We start from the raw sequence: 17,754 nt of genomic DNA, 5'->3' as shown, positions 1-17,754 counted from the left end.
CTGCGCCGGGGATTGTCAGCATGGGGCTGATGAGATACCTGCTCGGACTCGCGCGCGACAGTGTCGACTTTCGAACCAATACCGAGGAGCGCCAGATGGGGCGACGGGCCCTAGCGACCCGCCTCGGGCAACAGCTGACGCCGCCGGCCACTCGACGTGGACCGACCCGTCGTCCTCTCTACCCGGCGTCTTGGCGTCTCGTGCAGCACCGGCCCCAGCACTCGACCGCGATCCTTCGGCTCGCCGACCATTCGCCGCAGCCTGTCGCCGATCCACCAGCCGCGGAGTCGATCGACGCCGATGTCGTCGTGATCACCTCGGCGCCCGCGGGCGCTGCTCAGCAGTTCGGCTGCCCGCCAGGATGGTCCGCCGCTCAGCGCCTGATCGCCGCGGCGAATTCGGGCATCCTGGACAGTTACGACCGGCTGATAATCGTCGATCACTTGCTTCCGGCTGCTGCCGATGTGCAACACGCACTCGCTCTGCTCGTCGATCCCCATATCGGTGGACTAGCTAAGGGAGTGGTGCAACCGCAGGGCGACGTCTTCCGGAGCGTCAGCCGGATTCTCAAGAGTCGCCACTGGCCGACGCCACACACCCAGTGCGATGTGCCTAGTGGCCTCGACCTCGTCAGTCGCGCATTCCTGGCCCAGGGCTTGCGGGCTCTTCGGCTCGCGCCGGACGATTTCGGCGCCGGAGCGCGCGGCGAGGAGGTGCTCGCAGCGCTGCTCGGGGTGCTGGCAGCCGAGGCCGGCATGCCGATCTGTGACGTAACAGCCAGTGCGGCAGTCGAGACTGCCCGCGAGCCGCTCGCGCCGCGCATCGTTCCCTTCTACCTCCCGCAGTTCCACCCGACGAAGGAGAACGACAGTTGGTGGGGGAAGGGCTTCACCGAGTGGACCAATACGGCTACGGCTGTTCCGCACTTCAAGGGGCATTTTCAACCGAAGCTACCCGCGGATCTCGGTTACTACGATCTGCGCCTCGACGAGGTGCGCGCGCAGCAGGCCAAGCTTGCTCGGCAGGCCGGCATCGGCGGCCTTATGTACTACCACTACTGGTTCGCTGGTCGTCGACTGCTCGGCGAACCGATCGACCGGCTGGTCAATCAACGCGACCTCGACCAACCCTTCTGCCTCATGTGGGCCAACGAGGACTGGGCGCGATCGTGGGACGGTGATCCGAAGGCGATCCTGATCAGGCAGGACTACGACAGGGTGCCGGCACGCACGTTCATTGAGCACGTGCTCGTCTTTCTCCGGGACGACCGTTACCTGACTGTCGACGGGCGCAAGCTGTTGGCCGTCTACCGTCCGGGGTCCATACCCGACTTCGCCGACGTCGCCGACGCGTGGCGTGAGCGGGCTCGTGCCGAAGGAATCGAACTGCTGTTGGTGGGGGTGGAGTACGTGGACATGGGCCCGGAAGTGCAGGCGGCTCTCGATGCCACGATGGCGTTTCCACCACATCGCAAGAAGTACGTTCCGGTCAACGGAGCAACCCTTCTGCTTGACCGCGACTTCAGTGGAGGCATCTTCTCCTACTCAAGCATGGTCGACGACGACATCGCCGGGTTCAAGATCCAGAGCAGGCACCATTTTCCGGGCGTCATGACTTCCTGGGACAACACCCCGCGGCGCGGCACGAAGGCGCATTTGTGGCTCGGTGCCAACCCGTACACCTACCGGCGATGGCTTCTCGCGGCTGCCGAATCGGTGATGGACCGCCCCGAAAGCGAGCGGGTGGTATTCGTCAATGCTTGGAATGAGTGGGCAGAGGGCGCAGTGCTCGAGCCCAGCAATGAGTGGGGACATGCCTACCTGTGCGCGACCCGGGATGTCGCCAACGGCTAGGTGCATGTAGGGGTTTCAGCGGCGGATCGAGCTGTAGAAAGCGGCCTTCTGCGCCGTGACTGCCTCTAGCGTGCGACTCGCCATGAATTCAAGGCCCTGCACGCGGGCGGCGGCGATTCGGCCGCGCTCACGCGTCAGCATCGCGATGGTGTCAGTGAGGGCTGCCGGATCATTGCGCCGCACTGACCACCCGGCCCCCGCAGCGACGATCTGCTCGAGGATTTCGGTCGTGTAGCCCAAGATCGGAGCACCGCACCCCAGTGCCTCAAAATATGTACCTGAAGGATCGCCCTGGCGGTGTGGAAGCAGCATGACGTCAACCTGATTCCGCACCCAGGGCTTCCAATCGGTTTCAAAATCGAGGTAGCCGATGACCGTGACATTCGCAACGCGCACGCTGTTGATCTGGTCCGCCAGGTCACCGCCGCCGGCGATGTAAAACCTGGCATCGATTCCCTCGTATTGACAGCGTTCGGCTACTCGTAGAACGTCGGTGGTGCCTTTGATGGCAGTCCAGCGACCCGAAAAGGCTACGCGGAGCGGTTGACCTGGCTCTGGCATCCGGGATCCACGAGCAAGCGTCAGGTCGTAATCGGCGATGCGTGAGTCGTTGTAGACAAGGACGTTGGTGTTGTATCTGCCGTACGCTGAGGCAGCAGCGATGCCATTGCACTCCAACCCCTTCGCTCGTCGAGCCATCCGCACGTAGCAACGTTCCCTACGGAGCTCTCCCATCGCCCGTCGTCCACCGTCTATGCGGTTCGCGGCAGAGGCTCGCGCCTGATCGAGGCGGGTAGTCAATGGATTTTCGGAGGTGTAGACGACGGGTACGTCGGTTCTCAGCAGCCATTCGTAGGCGGGCCGATGCAGTGCGGTCAGAAGGGCCAGCCCCCGGGCCGCGCCGGCGACATCGCGATGAAGGGTTTCCGACGAAAACGCCCTCGGCACGATGCCATTATCGGCTGTTACCCGGCCGTAGCCATCGGGTGTTCTGTCGTCCCGAGTCTGGGTCTTGGAAGCTATGACGTGTATGCCCTCGCCGAGGTGTCGCGCCATTCGTTCAAGTGCGCTGATTGACTTGCTCGGCAACCACAGCTGTCCGCCGGCGTCCTCCAAATAGTTGACGGGTGAGAAATAGCCGAGTGGACCGGTCACAGCTTTCCCAAGCACCTAGGAGGCTCGCGACGTGTCTAGGTCAGAATCCAGCCGTCCGAGTGCGACCAGGCGAGCAAACGCTGGTGCGGATTCGACGACGTGCCCGAAGGAGCCCTTCGCGGCGATGCTGCCGCCCTCCAGAAAGACTAACTGATCTACATCGCGGACAGTGGACAACCGGTGCGCAACGACGATCGTCGTGATGTCACCGCGTAACGCCTCGACGGTGCGTCCGATGCGGAATTCGGTTTCGTTATCGAGTGCTGAGGTTGCTTCGTCAAGGACGATGACCTTGGGGTTGCGATAGAGGGCACGCGCAATTCCCAGTCGTTGACGCTGACCGCCTGAGAGCCGCGAGCCTCGTTCACCGACCAGGGTGTCTATGCCATCTGGCATGTCGGCCAGCAGGTCACCGAGGGCAGCCCGCTCAATAGAGCGGATTATCTGGTCTCGGTCCTGATCCTCCTCCCGGACACCGAAGGCGACATTGCTGGCGATCGTCCCACTCATGATGAACACGTCTTGGGGCACATAGGCGACGACGTCGTGCCACCGGTCATCTGCAGTGTCGGTTCTCACATTGCCGTAGGTGACGCAGCCGCGGGTAGGGGAGATGAGGCCAAGGATGATGTCGACCAGTGTGGTCTTGCCCGACCCGCTGACTCCACATAGGGCGAGCGATTGCCCGGGCGGGATGTGAATCGTTACATCGTTCAGCACGTCGCGCTCGGCGTCGGGGTACCGGAAGCTCACCCCGTCAACCTTGATAGCAGCAGTGTCACCATCGAAGCTGGGTCCACCGTGCATTGAGTCCTCCCCTTCGATCTCACCGTCTGTACGCAGCGCATCGACTGTAATGTGCAGGCCCTCACGACCCACCCGGATAGTGCCGAGTGCCGCGGTCAAGCTCACCATCATCGGTAGCAACTTGATAGTCGCCGCGACGAACAGGCTGAGGACCGGAAGAGACGACTTTGCAGTACCGCCGAGCGTGCTGATGACTATGAAGATCGTGAGTCCGACCATCGTGACCAACTCAAGTACATACTTGGGAAGGCCGCCGAGGAAATTCGCTTTCCGTGAGGCTCGGACACAGATGATGTTGGCCTCGTCATACTGGTCGACAAAGAAGATGCGTGCATTGTGCAGTACGGCCTCGCGGAAACCCGCCATCGCGTCGAGTAGCGCGTGGCTGGCGATCCATACCGTGCGCTGGGCCTCCTTGCCGGCCCGACGGTTTGCTGGAGCGAGAACACGCTGAAGGGCAAGCACGATCCCGCCGAAGTAGGCCAGTGCGATTGCAGTGGGCATCGGTGCAACCGCGAAGAGCAGTCCGACGATGAGCGTCATTGACATCAGAATGCTTATCGTGCTGAGCGCACCGGCCAGCACCCGTGAGTAGGCGTCGTTGACTGCGGGGCCAACCGTACGAATCAGTTCACCAGTGTTTCGTCTGCGGTGCTCCAGAAGCGACTCGGACAGGTAGACGGTTAACAGCTGGCGGGAGGTCGCTGTCTGCAGCCGGCTGAGATGGCCCGACGTCCACCACATCAACGCCACGGCGAGCGCGGATTTAAGCACAAACGCGAGGATCATGCAGGCGGCGACCATGATGACGAAGGTTCGTTCGGAGGGACGGCCAAGCAGGCGGTGCAGAATGCCGAGCACGCCGTCGTCGATCGGGCTGCCCATTAGGATCTGCATGAGCGGCAAGATCGACGCGACGCCAATCAGATCGAGCATTCCGAGCACAAACTGACTGGTGGCATTGACCACGAGCAGGCGCCGGTCGCGTCGGCTTACCGTCGAAAGCAGGTAACGCAGGTCGGATAGAAGCGGCGGATTGGCCTGAGCCGCGCTGCTTTCATATGTCATTGCTTACCCCCTCCGGCTTGTTGAGCCCGGCATTGGCGGACGCTTCGACGATGAGCGAAACAGCCTTGCGAGCGAGCGGGCGGGGGAGATAAGGGATCATCGAATCGACGCCATGGGCAACGCGTACGGACGACTGGTAGTCGAGATGTCGTGAGAGTTGGCTGACGAGCGTGTTCCACGCATCTGCGCGGTCCGCAACTCGGGATCCGGACACACCAACGCCGTGAATCGTGTCGAACAGGTGGCGTGCCTGACCAGAACGGAAAGCGCGTCTTGTGCGTGAAGCCGTGCTGGTCGCAGCGACGTTGTGCGCAGTTTCCAATTTCGGGTCTATCTCTACCGGAATCCCAGCCCGATGCAGTCGGTAGCCGTAATCAACATCCTCCCAGCCGTACGCGCGGTAGCGGGAGTCGTACGGGCCTATGGCCAGCCAGGTTTCGCGTGATATCGAGCAGTTGCCGGCCCAGTAATGCCACCGTTCGTGAGGAGGCCGACAGTAGGCGCCCCGCCGATACTGTGCATCTGCTGCGCGCCCGTAGATCTCGGCATATCGCCCTTCAGGAAAGTTGTTCAGGTAGAGGCCGATGACGCCCTTCGGAGCACCCTGGTGGTGAGCGATGTGCCGACGCACGTAGTCCGGCCGTGGCTGCAGATCGTCATCGCACCTGATGAGCACGTGGCCTCCGGCGACGCTGAAGCCTTCGTTCAGGGCTGCGACTCGTCCGCGGTTCTCCGGGAAGACCGACGAGCGCACCGGGAGGTCGCGATAGCGCTCCAGCACCTGCGTGGAATTATCGATGTCACCGTCGATCACGACGACCGCCTCCCACGACTCGGTTTCCTGAGCACGTAGGGCTTCGAGGAGCACCGGTAGACGTGCCGCGCCCCCTCGGGTGGGAATGATGATCGATGCATCTGTCATGAGCTTCCTCCGGCACCTGGCTGGCGCAGTTCGTCTAGAATGATGCCCAGTTCCCGCGTTCCTGCCTCGGGTGAGAAGAACTGTGACCACCGATCGTAGGAGTTGTCGGTGTGATCCTTCGAATAGCCCGTCACGGCCTGCGCCAGGACTGCTGCGAGCGATGCCGCGTCCCCTGCTCTCGCGATCCATGGAAAGTCCGAGCCGGCCACCTCGGGCAGCGCTCCGGCGTCGCTGATCACGAAGGGACATCGCGCCGCCATAGCTTCGGTGACGACAAGACCGAACGGCTCGGCCCAAGTGGACGGAAACACCGCGAGATCGACCTGAGAAAAGAAGGCGTCGCGGTCCATCCAGCCGACGCGCTCCACGTTTGTGCCGAGACGAGCGAGCGATTCTTCGACTGCGGTCGCCTCCCGCGGCGGCACGAATCGGGTCGCACCCGCCAGCAGCAGCGTGTATCGGCCGGGGGCACGCGCTTCGAGCAGTCGCATCGTGTCGGCTAGAACGAGCACTCCCTTGTCGGGCGAGAGCCGGCCGAGAAAGCCGAGCCGCACCGGATCGCCCATCGGACGAGGCGGTCGAGTCTGCGCCGGTGGCAGCGACCAGTTCATCAGCACATCGGACCGGGCCACCTGAGACTGCATCGTTCGGGACGGCACCACCGTGCGCAGCACCCCGCGCCGGGCGATGGCGGCCAGCACCTTGAGCTTTCCTTCGGCCACCTGATGCAGATGAACGACGCGGCAAGGATGCCCGGTCGTGGCGAACGCGGGACGAAGTCCGTTGCACCACAACAGACCTCGTCGGTGCTGTCGGTCCCACCGGCGCAAATTGCGCAGGTAGGAACGGGCGTTCGCGCCGGGGATGCGGACGACGTCGAAGCCTTCATTCGCCGCGCGGTCGCACAGGTCGGGGGGCGAGGCCGGGCCGACAACAGTGACATCGTGGCCGAGATCGCGGGCCGCGGCCGCGAGCTGCAACAGCATCACCTCGCCGCCGGCGATGTCGCCCTGGTTCGACGCGATCGTGAAGCGACTCATCGGCGCCCCGGTCGGCGGTGGATCAGCTGACCCTCGAGGTTGCCGACGACGCCCCCGGCGTATGCGGACCAGCGGAAACGCTCGGCCTCGGGCGCGCGCCGGGCAGCCAGCCACTGGGGCGCCAGTTTCGCCGTCTCGGTGACGGCCCAGCGGGCGGACATGCCGCGCACCGGACGCTCCATGTCGCGGCTCTTCGCCCACAATCGCAGCTGCGAGCGCGCATACCCGCGGCGTTGTGCGAACACCGCCGCCGGGTCTGTTCGCAGCCGGTAGTCGACAACCGCGTTGTCGATGACCAGCAGCGGATGACCGGCTTCGATGAACCGCCAGGAGAGGTCGACGTCTTCGGTGCCGCCGGTGATCGTCTCGTCGAAGCCGCCGAGCGCGAGAAAGGTCGATCTTCGCACGGCGACGTTGCAGCCGATCGCGAATTGTTCGTAGCCCAGGAAACCGAATGGCCTCTGCAACACGGGTGGCTCGATGACCTCGTCGTCGGTCACGCCGAGGTAGGTGCGCCAGGCGAACTCGGGGTTCAGGCGGTCGAGGCGAAGCGGACCGGTGAGCAACGCATCGTCCCGCACGAGCGCGTCATGCATGGCGCGCACCCAGCGCTCGCCGACGATGTCGTCGGAGTCGCACATCAACAAGTAGGGTGCACGGGCGGCGGATGCTCCCAAGTTTCGAGCGTGGCTTGGTCCGCGTTCCAAGGTCGCAGTGACCACTCGGATCGCGAGCTGCTCGTGGTAAGGCGCGATCAGTGAGGCAAGTGCTGACGAACCTTCGTTGTCGGCGATGATCACCTCGAATGTCGGCGGATCCTCCTGTGCTGCTAGCGCCTCCAACTGCGCACCGAGCACTTCGTCAGCCCGGTAGTATGCCACCACCACGCTTGCTGCCGGCGTTGGACCTGAAGGCGCCGTTATGGCGGCGTCATGGGGGATGGTGCAGCGATAAACCTCGACGATCTCATCGACCATCTCGCACACGGTCGGAATGGTGTCTGGCAGCGACGGACGAAGCTCGAGACGCAGTCCCTGCTCGACAACCTTGGCCGCGAGGGGCTCGACATCATCGACTGGCGCGAGGCAGTGCGCGGGGAGGATCTCGGGGTTGCCACCGAGATCGCTGGCGACCACCCCCATGCCGGCGTTCACCGCGTCCAGCAAGGTGTAGGAGAGGTTGTCGGCCAGTGACGGTTGCAGCAGCACGTCGTGGGCGTCCATCGCGGCTGAGGCGTCGACGAACCCGGGGAAGTCGACAACTGCGGCAAGGCCGAGTTCGTCGGCGACGGCACGCAACCGGTCGGCGTCCGGACCTTCGCCGGCGAGGGTGAGCCGGGCCTCCGGATGTCGTCGGTGCACCTCGGCAAAGACCGCGAGGGTCGTCGTGAGGTTCTTCTCCGCTGACAGTCTGGTCAGGGAGAGCACTCGCAATCCGGCGGCCCGCTCGGTGGGCGGTAGTCGGTCGACTCCGTTGCGCACCACCGTGATCGGTGCGGTGGGTCGCCAATGGCGCCGCATGTCGCGTGCGGTCGAGGCACTGACAGCAAGGAGTGCATCGAACCGTCGGATCCGCGCGTGGTGCGCAAGCTGCCGAGTGCGCGCCTTGACCGGCGACCCGTGGAACACCGACTGATCTGCCTGCACGTGATGCTCGGTGGACACCAGCGTCGTGGGTTGACCGACTGTTGCCATCGCCGCGAGGAAGTCGGCTTTGGCGAGGTGCGAGTGCACCACGGCCGGCTGCAACCGCCGCACCGTCCGCCTGAGCTCAGCCACCGTGTGCCGCATCGGACGTCCGCCGACCTCCCAAGGCACGACAGGCACGCCGAGGTCACGTAGACGGTCGAGCAAGGGCCCCTCGGGCGCGGTGACCACCAACCGATAACCGGGCAGGCCGACCCGTGCGACGTCGAGAATGTGTCGGGCAACGCCCGCCAAGTTGGAGACGGGGGAGACCCACAATGCGATCAGCTCAGACACCTCAGAACCACGCCTCCAACCGGTCGAGCGCCGTCCAGAAGCCCTCGCCGTTGTTGACGTGGCCTTGCCAGATCTCCGGGATGAAGCCGACACCCGGCGCAAGCCGATCGAGCTGCGATGCGGTTGTGGGCCAGTCGATTTCGCCCTCTCCGATCTGCGGACCTTCACCGTCGAGGCCCTCGGCGTCGACGACGTGCAGGTGCTCGGCCAGCGGTGCAAGCCGCTCGACGTACTCGCTGAACGGGCGCCGGGTGAAGTTCGCGGCGAGCTTCGAGTGCGACAGGTCGAGGGTGACTCGCCGGCCGTACTGCTCGCAGAACGCGACGGTGTCGTCCAGACCCATGAACAGGTTGTGGTGCTGTTGGCCACCCATCAGCCACGGGAAGGGCGGCAGCGTCTGCGCGGTGAGCCTCACGTCGTCTTCGTCGAGGCGTTCCAGGGCCTCCGCGATGCGTGCGTACCGCGCCGGACGCTGCTCGGCGGGGATGAACGCGTCCTTGGTGAATCCGCCCATCGTGCAGATGACGACCGGAGGCTGCTCGGCGTCGAACCAGCGTCCGAGGTCACGCGTCAGGTCGATGACCTTCTGCACCTCAGCGATTGACCGCTCCCAGGTCGCGGCGTCGGCGCTGGCCAGATCGATGATGAAGTCGCCGGCGTAGAGGTCAGGGCAGTGCACGGCGTAATACAAGCCGTCGAACTTCGACTTCAGGAGGCTGCTGATCTGCTCGGAGCTCATCTCGACGTCCTTGTAGGACAAGTGAAATTCGAGGAAGTCGGGGTTGGTTGCGTTGCCCTCCAACAGTTTTCGGGCGTCGTGGTAGCGCACCGGCAGGCCCCACGGGCGGTTGAAGGAGTATGCGCGGCCCTGAGCGACAGTGTCGGACAGGTCGGAGGGGTAGAAGAAGTCACCGGCATCGATGCCACGCTGCAAGGTGCGCCCCACCAGTAGATCGAGCCGGTCGGGCTGTAGGCCACGGCCCGGTGACTTGATCGTCACGGCGTCACGCGTCACCACGTCACCCACTTCGAGACGCCTGGTGGTGACGAGCGATTTGGCGAGGTTCGCGCGGTTCATCTGCTCGCCGGTGGACACGACCCGTGCTCCGCCGCTGCCCAGTGCGCTCTCGATCTCGCGGACCCTCGTGACCATCTCGGCGAATTCTTCTGGCAAGAGCGAGACCTGGTGGTCGTTGCCCTCGAGGCTCTTGTCGATCGTGAAATGCTTCTCGATGATGCTCGCGCCCCGCGCCACAGCAGCGAGGGGAACGTGAATGCCGCGTTCATGACCGGAGTAGCCGACTGCGCAATTGCCGATCTCGGCCAGACGATCCATGTAGCGCAGGTTCACGTCCTTGAACGGCGCCGGGTAGGTGGACTGGGTCTGCAACAGCGCGAACTGAGCGCCTGCCCGGAGCAGCACCTCGACGCTCGCGGTGATCTCCTGCTCGGTGGACATTCCAGTCGACACGAGCAGCGGGAGCCCGCTCTGAGCGCATGCCCGCAGCAGGACGTGATTGGTCAGGTCGGCACTCGCGATCTTCAAGGCCGGTACGCCGTAGTCGACGAGCACCTTCAGCGAAGGTTCGTCCCACGGTGTGCAGAACGCGTCGATGTCGACGCGTTTGCAGTGGTCGAGGCACTCGATCATCTGCTCGGGACTGAACGAGTACTTGGCCAGCAAGTTCATCGTGTACTGCGGGCCAAGATCTTCACCGTCGCTGGAATCAAAATCGCCCTGGCGGTACAGGCCTGCGAGGTCACGCAACTGGAACTTCACCGCATCGGCGCCCGACTCCTTGGCGAGGTCGACCAATCGTTTGGCGAACTCGACCTCGCCCTGGTGGTTATTGCCGATCTCGGCGATGAGAAGCGCGGGATTGTCCTTGCCGACGCTGTGACGCCCGATCTGCAGCGTCCCACTGCTCGGGCGCGAAATCGCTTCCAGTCGGCCGCGTTCGTCGACGAGAGGCACCACCTCGATGCCGGGCCGGAACGCCGCCTCGATCGTCGCGGGCGCCGAGCCGTGAGCAAGGCGCACGCAGGAGGCATTCGAGGCAATGCGCACCGGGATGCTGAGGTCGATCTGCTGCGCCGTGGTGACCCACCGCCTGAAGTCACCGTCGGAGAACGAGCCGACAAGCGTGCCGTGCGAGTCGACGCAGAAGACGATGCCCGCCCTGTTCTCACCGATCTTGTTGAGTGCGGTGAGCATCGAGTCTTCGGCGAAGACGACGAAGGCGGCGGTGTTGAGGTCGATGGAGGTCACGCGTCCGCTCCCTGGATGGTGGGGTCGTGGTTGAGGGGATCATCAGCGGGACGCAGGAGCTGAGGGGCCCCGGCTTTCGACCGCACACCGCCGGGGCGGTGAGCAGCCACGTGGCCGGCGCGCGTCAACAGATCACGGCCGAGAGCCTTCTTGTCGATGCGTCCATCCTTGGCGACCTGCTGGATGGCATCCAACGGGAAACGAACCAGGCGGGTGACGACGTACAGTCCCCGACGCGGGGGGTACAACTCGGGGTGGCGATCCCAGACCACGGTCTCCGTCCGTCCGGAGCGGTAGATCTTGCGGGCCAGCACCTTCTGATCGGTCGTGCGCCGGAAGTAGACGACCATCTCCCGAGCTGCGGCGACCGTGCGGCCGGCCCGGTGCATCCGGAGGCTGAACTCAATGTCGTGCACACCGTACGGAGGGAGGGACTCATCGAATCCGCCGACGCTGAAGTAGGCCTCGCGCCGCACGCCAAGGTTGCTGGAGATGACCGACTCCATGCCGGGGCGTCCGACGAGAATGGTCTTGCGGATCCGCGGCGTGTCGACGTGGTGTGGCTCGTGCAGTTCAAGAGTGAGCCCACCGACCATGTCGGCGCTCTGCAGGGCCCGCACCCCTTGGGCAACCCAGTCGTCGCCGACCATGTCATCCGCGTCGCAGAACAGCAGTGATCGTCCCCGAGAAGCTATGGCGCCGGCGTTCCGAGCGCTGCAGGCGCCGCGGCGATGCGAGGCATCGATCAACCGCAGCGGCACCGTGAAGGTCGGGGCCAGGTCCTCGACGATGCGCCGGGTTCGGTCGGTCGAGCCGTTGTCGGCCACGACGACCTCCCACGCGTCATCGAACGGCTGTGCAGCGAGCGCCGCCAATTGTGTGGGCAGATGGTCGGCTGCGTTGTACACCGGGATGATGACGCTCGCGGCGAGTACTTCGTGTGTGCTCGCCGCAACTTTCGCCTCGGTGTTCATCTCGATTGCTCCGACTCGTTCGTCCGCCCTTTGCCCGCCACGTCGAGTGGGCAGATCCGATCCTGGCCCGCACCATCTCGCCAGGCGTCATCCGCATAAGAGTCTAGGACTCACCCGATGCCCAGGCGACCGAGCACCAGACGGGGCCAAGTGCGCTCCGGCCACTGCTGCGGGTGATGGTGGATTGGCTGCCGACCACCTTCTCGCCCACACCGATCGCCTATTGGTCGTGTACGACAACCACGGACGACGGCTCGTGGTGCCCGACTCGCGGCTCAGTGCCCAGCAAGCTGCTGGGCCAGGGCGTACTCAGCCCGGTCGAAGTCCTCAAGCGTGTCGATGTCCAGACCCTCAGAACCATCCATCACGAACAGCCCGATCCGGCCGCCGAGGCGATTGTGTTCACGTTCGTAGATTTCAGTCGCGGTGACGTACAGCGATCCGGTTTCCCGATAACGCAACTGGTCCGGGGTCATGTCCTGACGGCGCGGACGGGCCTGCCATGGGTAGTGGGCTCTGACCTCGGGGTGTTGCTGCCACACGAAGATCTCGGTCGGCACGACACCGACCATCGAGTCGACCCCGGTGTCGTGGAACTCTCGCACGGCACGTTCGAGCGTGCCGGGAAGCCGCATGGGAGAGGTCGCCTGCAGGAACATGACCTGATCTGGGCGACCACGCTCGGTCGTGATGACCTCGATCGCGTGCTCGACCACCGGCTCGGATCCGGTCGTGTCCTGAGCCAGGTCGTCCGGCCGCTCAATCACCACCGCTCCCGCAGACCGTGACACGTGGGCGATCTCTGTGTCCTCCGTCGAGACGTATGGCACCAGCCCGTCGACCTCGAGCACCTGCTCGATCGTCCAGCAGATGAGTGGTTTGCCGCCGAGCAACTTGAGATTCTTACGCGGCACGCCTTTCGATCCGCCGCGGGCGGGAATGATCGCCGGGGTCTCAGTCATGGTCGTCCCTCCGGCGTCCCAGCCAATAGGTCTCGGTTGTGGGCAAGTGCCCCGGCGTCGACAGACGGCGCTCGATCGGGTCGAGCACGTCGACCTGAGAGGTGTACTTCTGCAGACGGGCGTACTTGTCCTCGACATCCACCGGCAGCGTCAGCTCAATGAGATCGAGGGTGCTGGCTGTCGCGAGGCGCCGAGCCTGATCGTGTCCGCGCGCATGCCACAGGTAGGGCAGGTCCTCCCAGAACAGCACGTCGGTGCCGACCGCGGAAGCAACCTCGAGCCCGGTGCCGCGCACCAAGACATGGTCTGGGTTCGCCGCCATTCCTCGCCGCTGCGCCTTGCGCCGGCGCCGCTGGTGATCCGCGTGCATGAGTCGACGCACCGTCTGGGCTGCGAGTGCTTTGACTTCAGGGCGGCCGCAAACACCTGCTTGGTCGGTCGCCGTCGACGACTTCAGAGCGTCGTTCGGCGTCATCGCGCCGCCTTCACCACGAACCCGCTCGCGCAACGTTTCCCAGAACGCCGGTGCGACATGCACTCCCGCACAGATGGGTAGGGCCAGGAGGCCGTCAGGATGTTGACCGAGCCACGCGGTGAGATCGTCGCGCAGGCCGCGGGTCTGAAGACGCCTGGTCGGTCCGTCGGCGTATGCAGCGTCCAAGTAGGGCAGGTGCCGCACCACCACGTCGACGTCCGCGAATGCGGCGAGGTCCTCGGCGAGCCTGGCCGCCATTGTCTCGGCTGAATCGGCGAATCCGCAGGTGCGATCCCAATCCGTGGCCACGGCAGGGATCGGCGCCCCCGCGAACACCGTCCACACTTCCGCCTGGCTGTGCCGGATGAGCGCAGCGGTGCTCAACCACGCGTCGTCCAGGTGAGGAGAAAGGATCAGCACCGGACTGTTGGGTGGCAGATGGGAGCTGGCTTGCACCTGTGCTCCTTCCACGCTGGTCATAGGGTCTGTACTGGGTAGGTTCCGACGCCAATACTAGGGACGGAGCGAGAGGGGTCGATGTCGTCGATGACCGAGGTGACTGTCGTGATTCCCTGTCACCAGGCCGTTCGCACCGTCGGTCTGCAACTCGAAGCTCTCTCGCGGCAGGTCGACGCCCCACAGTTCGAAGTGGTGCTGGTCGACAACCGGTCGACCGACGGGCTGGCGGAGTACGCCTCGACATGGGCGAATGCGGTGTCTGCACTCCGGGTTGCCGATGCGCATGACATGGCCGGCGCCGGCTACGCACGCAATGTCGGGGTGGCTCAGTCGGCCGCGGAGAAGCTGCTCTTTTGTGATGCGGATGATCTCGTCGCCCCGGACTGGGTGGCACGCAGTGCCGAGGCGCTCGATGCGGTCGACCTCGCGTGCGGCTCCGATGTCACACTCGCCGACGCCGAGTTCACGTCCGTCGATGCCATCTGGTCGGAGTACTTCGAGCAGAGGTCGCTCCTACCGCTGGACCTCAGGTCGGCACCAAGCGATTACCCGATCGTGCTCGGCGGGAACCTGGCCATCAGACGGTCTGTCTACCTGGATCTGCGTGGCTACGACCCGTCGATGACCCTCGGCAACGAGGACAACGACCTGGCGATCCGGGCCGAGCGTGCCGGACACCTGGTGCATCGTGCACCGGCCATGCGCATCGCGATCCGGGAGCGGAGCGATCTGCGCGGCTTCTACCGGCGCGCTCGGGTCGCCGCTCGCGGCCACATGCAACTGTGTGATCGCCACGACCTGCACGACGTGTCGCCACACCTGCGGGGCGGCGCCTGGCGACTCGACCTGCCCCGCTCGGTGGTAGCCGCCGCACGAATGGCGGGCCGTCCTGCGGCACAACGGGATTGGCCTGCGATCGCGACCCGGTTAGGCGCCGCCATCGGTCTGTGGGAGGGTCAGTACGAGTCCTGGCGGGGCACGTTCCCGGCACCCGAGCCGGCGGTCGGTCTCGACGACGCCTACAGGGAAATTCGATGACCGGATTGCAGTTCACCGATCTGGCGGAGTGGCGCGACTGGAGTGACTCGCGAAACAGGCTGCGCGGCGGTCTCCGGGCGGCGAAGGTCAGGCTGCGGCCGGTGACGCCGCCGTCGGCCACGCTGTACCTCCCACCGGGCACACCGCGCGTGCTTGTTGTGCTCGATCTGATGACCCCGAGTTGCCGATTCGCAGCACACGCGCCGCTTGCGCACCTCGACCCGCGTACGACTGCGGTGCTGACCGCGCTCGCCGACCCCGACCTGCCGGTCGCCGGTACGTGGACACCCGTGGCGTACACCGACGCCGCACAACTCGAACCTTCGATCGACGAGGTGCTGTCGCTGGGCTCATATCTCGGCCTCAGCGGCGACATCAAGCAGTGGGCCTCGCGCCGCGGCGTCCGCTTCAACGTCGTGCAGCACGGGCTGCTCACCCCGTGGTCGCCTCCCGCCGCACAAGGCGACCATCTCCTCGCGTGGACGCACGCGGACGCCGAATACTGGCGATCTCGCACCCCGGGGGTGACCACCGAGGTCGTCGGCTCCCAGATGCTCTGGAATGCAACGCAGTTGCCCGCCGCCACCGTTGTCGACGAACGCCCCATCGTGCTCGGCCAACTGCACGGCATCGAACTGCGCAAGGACGACGCGCTGCGCGCGTATCTACGTTTCTGTCGTGGCCGGGAGCTGTCGTACCGCCCCCACCCCAATGAGTCGGACGCGTTGTCGCGCGCTGCACACCGGGTGATGCGTGCCGCAGGAATCGACTTCGAGACCTCAGGTCGACCGCTGGTCGACCTCGGCCGACCGGTCGTCAGCATCTTCTCCACAGGATCGCTCGAGGCCGCGCATCGCGGATTGCCGGCCTGGGTGACGCATCCGAGCCCGCCCGGTTGGGTGCGCGACTTCTGGAGCCGCTACAAGTTGAGAACATGGGGGAGTGAGCCCACCCAAGCCTGGCACCGACCGGAACGAGAGCCGGCAGCTGAGGTCGCTCGCTCGCTGGGCCACTGAGGTCACGAGCGTCGACCGCACTCGAGCGTTCGCGGCAGCCGTCGTGCTTGTCCTGGCCTATCTGTGGTTTGTGTGCACGCCGTGGGGGCAGCGGTTGGACAACCGGATCTGGGGCTGGACGACCGGTTTCGATCGCGCGACGCAGGACGACATCGGTTGGTTCGTGCGTCGGCCCCTGATCGCAGTTTCGGCCACCGTGACGGTGGTGTTCGTGCTCTGGCGCAGAAGGCTGGACGTGTTGCTGACCCTGCTGGTGTCGTGGCCGGTCACCGTCGCCGTTGCCTTCGCGCTGCGGGAAGCCCTCCCGCGCCCCTATCTGGGCAACCACGGTGGATTCCCGAGTAACAGCTTCCCGTCGACTCACGTCGTGTTGGCTGCGACGCCACTGATCGTTATGGCCATCGCACAGCATTGCCGTGGCGTGCTGGCGGCGCTGTGCGGTGTCGGCGTTGTCCTGGCGATGTTCGGCAATCTGATGCTGCTCGTGCATCGCGCGAGTGACACGATCGGATCGGTGGCACTCATGGTTGCCGTCGTCTCTTCGGTTCGTCTCGTGCTTGACAAGACGCATCCGCCGATCGAGGCGAAGCCATAATTGGTCGGCCATGAGAATCGCGATTGCGCACGACTACCTGACACAGCTCGGCGGAGCCGAACGCGTCGTCCTTTCACTGATGAAGGCGTTTCCGGGAGCGCCGGTGCACACCACGCTCTACGAACCCGACACCACCTTCCCTGAGTTCCGAGATGCCGATGTGCGCGTGTCTCCACTCAACAAAGTGGGGGCACTGCGTACCAACCACCGCATTGCGCTTCCGTTTCTCGCCCCTGCCGCCTCTCAGGTGAAGATCGACGCTGATGTCGTCGTCGCATCGTCCAGCGGGTGGGCCCACGGATTCCCGACCACCGGAAAGAAGCTCGTCTACTGTCACTCGCCGGCTCGGTGGCTCTATCTGCCGGAGGAATACCTAGGTACGAAGGCGGGTGTGATCAAACCGGTGCTCTCGGCAATGACACCGGCCCTCAGACGCTGGGACGCGCTGGCCGCGAAGACCGCTGATCGCTACCTGGCCAATTCACATGTTGTGCAGGAGCGCATCAAGCAGGTGTACGGGATCAGCGCCGACGTGCTGTTTCCACCGCATCGTGTCGAGACCGCCGGTCTGCAGGAGCCCGCCGCTGAAGTGGTCCAGCGTGGATGGCCCGACTTCCATCTGCTCGTGTCGCGGCTACTTCCGTACAAGAACGTGGACAAGGCCATCGACGCATTCAATTCGATGCCGGACGAACGGCTGGTCATTGTGGGGCGCGGACCGATCGCCGATCGACTCCGTTCGTCGATGGGTGCGAATTGCGTTCTGCTGGAGGGAATTCCGGACGCCCAGCTGAGGTGGCTCTACGCTCACGCGAGGGCCTTGGTCGCGCCCAGCCGCGAGGACTTCGGCTTGACGGTTATCGAGGCCGCGGCGTTCGGCACGCCTGCCCTCGCGCTGCAATCGGGTGGCTATCTCGACACGGTGAAGCCTGGGGTGAGCGGCTACTTCTTCCCAGTGGCCGAAGCTGACCAGATCGTCGATGCGGTCCGTCGACACGCCTCGTTGCCGCTCGACCGTGCCCACGTGACCGACCATGCCGCGACCTTCAGCGAGGAAGCGTTCATCGCCTCGATCCGCCGAGCCGTCGACGAACTCGTGAACTGACTCACCACAGCACAAGCTGTCCCGCCAGCGTCGG

The 17,754-nt window shown here is 64.9% G+C and carries 14 protein-coding genes; 5 read left to right on the top strand and 9 right to left on the bottom strand.

The annotated features are described in order from the left end of the window. The first annotated feature begins 29 nt into the window (after positions 1-29). Positions 30-1,853 (top strand): glycosyltransferase WbsX family protein, encoded by a 1,824-nt coding sequence (locus ACYU8W_RS05565; protein ID WP_499467335.1) that lies wholly within the window; start codon positions 30-32, stop codon positions 1,851-1,853. A 15-nt stretch (positions 1,854-1,868) separates the two neighbouring features. Here the strand turns inward: ACYU8W_RS05565 and ACYU8W_RS05560 are convergent, their stop codons facing one another. The 9 genes from ACYU8W_RS05560 to ACYU8W_RS05520 all read right to left on the bottom strand — a co-directional run bounded on the left by ACYU8W_RS05560 (position 1,869) and on the right by ACYU8W_RS05520 (position 13,963). Then, positions 1,869-3,008: a glycosyltransferase gene (locus tag ACYU8W_RS05560; RefSeq protein WP_499467333.1), complete on the bottom strand. Its 1,140-nt coding sequence runs from the start codon at positions 3,006-3,008 to the stop codon at positions 1,869-1,871. Positions 3,009-3,023: 15 nt separating this feature from the next. Further along, the gene (locus ACYU8W_RS05555; protein WP_499467331.1) at positions 3,024-4,883 is read right to left on the bottom strand and encodes an ABC transporter ATP-binding protein; all 1,860 of its coding nucleotides are present in this window, start codon (positions 4,881-4,883) and stop codon (positions 3,024-3,026) included. Continuing rightward, a complete protein-coding gene (locus tag ACYU8W_RS05550; protein WP_499467329.1) occupies positions 4,873-5,805 on the bottom strand; it encodes a glycosyltransferase family 2 protein in 933 nt (310 codons plus the stop codon). Before ACYU8W_RS05550 ends, ACYU8W_RS05555 begins: the two co-directional genes overlap by 11 nt. After that, on the bottom strand, positions 5,802-6,845 hold the full coding sequence (locus tag ACYU8W_RS05545) for a glycosyltransferase family 4 protein (RefSeq protein ID WP_499467327.1): 1,044 nt from the start codon (positions 6,843-6,845) through the stop codon (positions 5,802-5,804). The genes ACYU8W_RS05550 and ACYU8W_RS05545 overlap by 4 nt, the downstream gene beginning before the upstream one ends. Then, the gene (locus ACYU8W_RS05540; RefSeq protein ID WP_499467325.1) at positions 6,842-8,827 is read right to left on the bottom strand and encodes a glycosyltransferase; all 1,986 of its coding nucleotides are present in this window, start codon (positions 8,825-8,827) and stop codon (positions 6,842-6,844) included. The genes ACYU8W_RS05545 and ACYU8W_RS05540 overlap by 4 nt, the downstream gene beginning before the upstream one ends. A 1-nt stretch (position 8,828) precedes the next feature. Continuing rightward, entirely contained in the window at positions 8,829-11,042 is a 2,214-nt protein-coding gene (locus tag ACYU8W_RS05535) for an N-acetylneuraminate synthase family protein (protein ID WP_499467491.1), read from the bottom strand. 50 nt (positions 11,043-11,092) lie between these two features. Continuing rightward, positions 11,093-12,070, bottom strand: coding sequence for a glycosyltransferase family 2 protein (locus ACYU8W_RS05530; protein WP_499467323.1), 978 nt, complete (start codon positions 12,068-12,070; stop codon positions 11,093-11,095). Positions 12,071-12,345: 275 nt separating this feature from the next. Then, complete coding sequence (locus tag ACYU8W_RS05525; RefSeq protein ID WP_499467321.1) at positions 12,346-13,032, bottom strand: acylneuraminate cytidylyltransferase family protein; 687 nt, start codon at positions 13,030-13,032, stop codon at positions 12,346-12,348. Further along, positions 13,025-13,963 (bottom strand): hypothetical protein, encoded by a 939-nt coding sequence (locus tag ACYU8W_RS05520; RefSeq protein WP_499467319.1) that lies wholly within the window; start codon positions 13,961-13,963, stop codon positions 13,025-13,027. Before ACYU8W_RS05520 ends, ACYU8W_RS05525 begins: the two co-directional genes overlap by 8 nt. A 90-nt stretch (positions 13,964-14,053) precedes the next feature. On the opposite strand from ACYU8W_RS05520, the gene ACYU8W_RS05515 reads away from it, so the two are divergent. Genes ACYU8W_RS05515 through ACYU8W_RS05500 form a run of 4 tightly spaced genes read left to right on the top strand, consistent with a single transcriptional unit; the run spans position 14,054 to position 17,720 of the window. Further along, the gene (locus ACYU8W_RS05515) at positions 14,054-15,004 is read left to right on the top strand and encodes a glycosyltransferase family 2 protein (RefSeq protein WP_499467317.1); all 951 of its coding nucleotides are present in this window, start codon (positions 14,054-14,056) and stop codon (positions 15,002-15,004) included. Further along, positions 15,001-16,020: an RNA-binding protein gene (locus tag ACYU8W_RS05510; RefSeq protein WP_499467315.1), complete on the top strand. Its 1,020-nt coding sequence runs from the start codon at positions 15,001-15,003 to the stop codon at positions 16,018-16,020. Before ACYU8W_RS05515 ends, ACYU8W_RS05510 begins: the two co-directional genes overlap by 4 nt. Then, positions 15,947-16,615 (top strand): phosphatase PAP2 family protein, encoded by a 669-nt coding sequence (locus ACYU8W_RS05505; RefSeq protein WP_499467314.1) that lies wholly within the window; start codon positions 15,947-15,949, stop codon positions 16,613-16,615. The genes ACYU8W_RS05510 and ACYU8W_RS05505 overlap by 74 nt, the downstream gene beginning before the upstream one ends. A gap of 10 nt (positions 16,616-16,625) precedes the next feature. Continuing rightward, positions 16,626-17,720, top strand: coding sequence for a glycosyltransferase (locus ACYU8W_RS05500; RefSeq protein WP_499467312.1), 1,095 nt, complete (start codon positions 16,626-16,628; stop codon positions 17,718-17,720). The last annotated feature ends 34 nt before the right edge of the window (positions 17,721-17,754 follow it).

This window comes from Yimella radicis (genome assembly GCF_054778255.1).
Note: the sequence above shows the minus strand (reverse complement) of the source record. Positions and strands in the feature narration are given on the sequence as shown.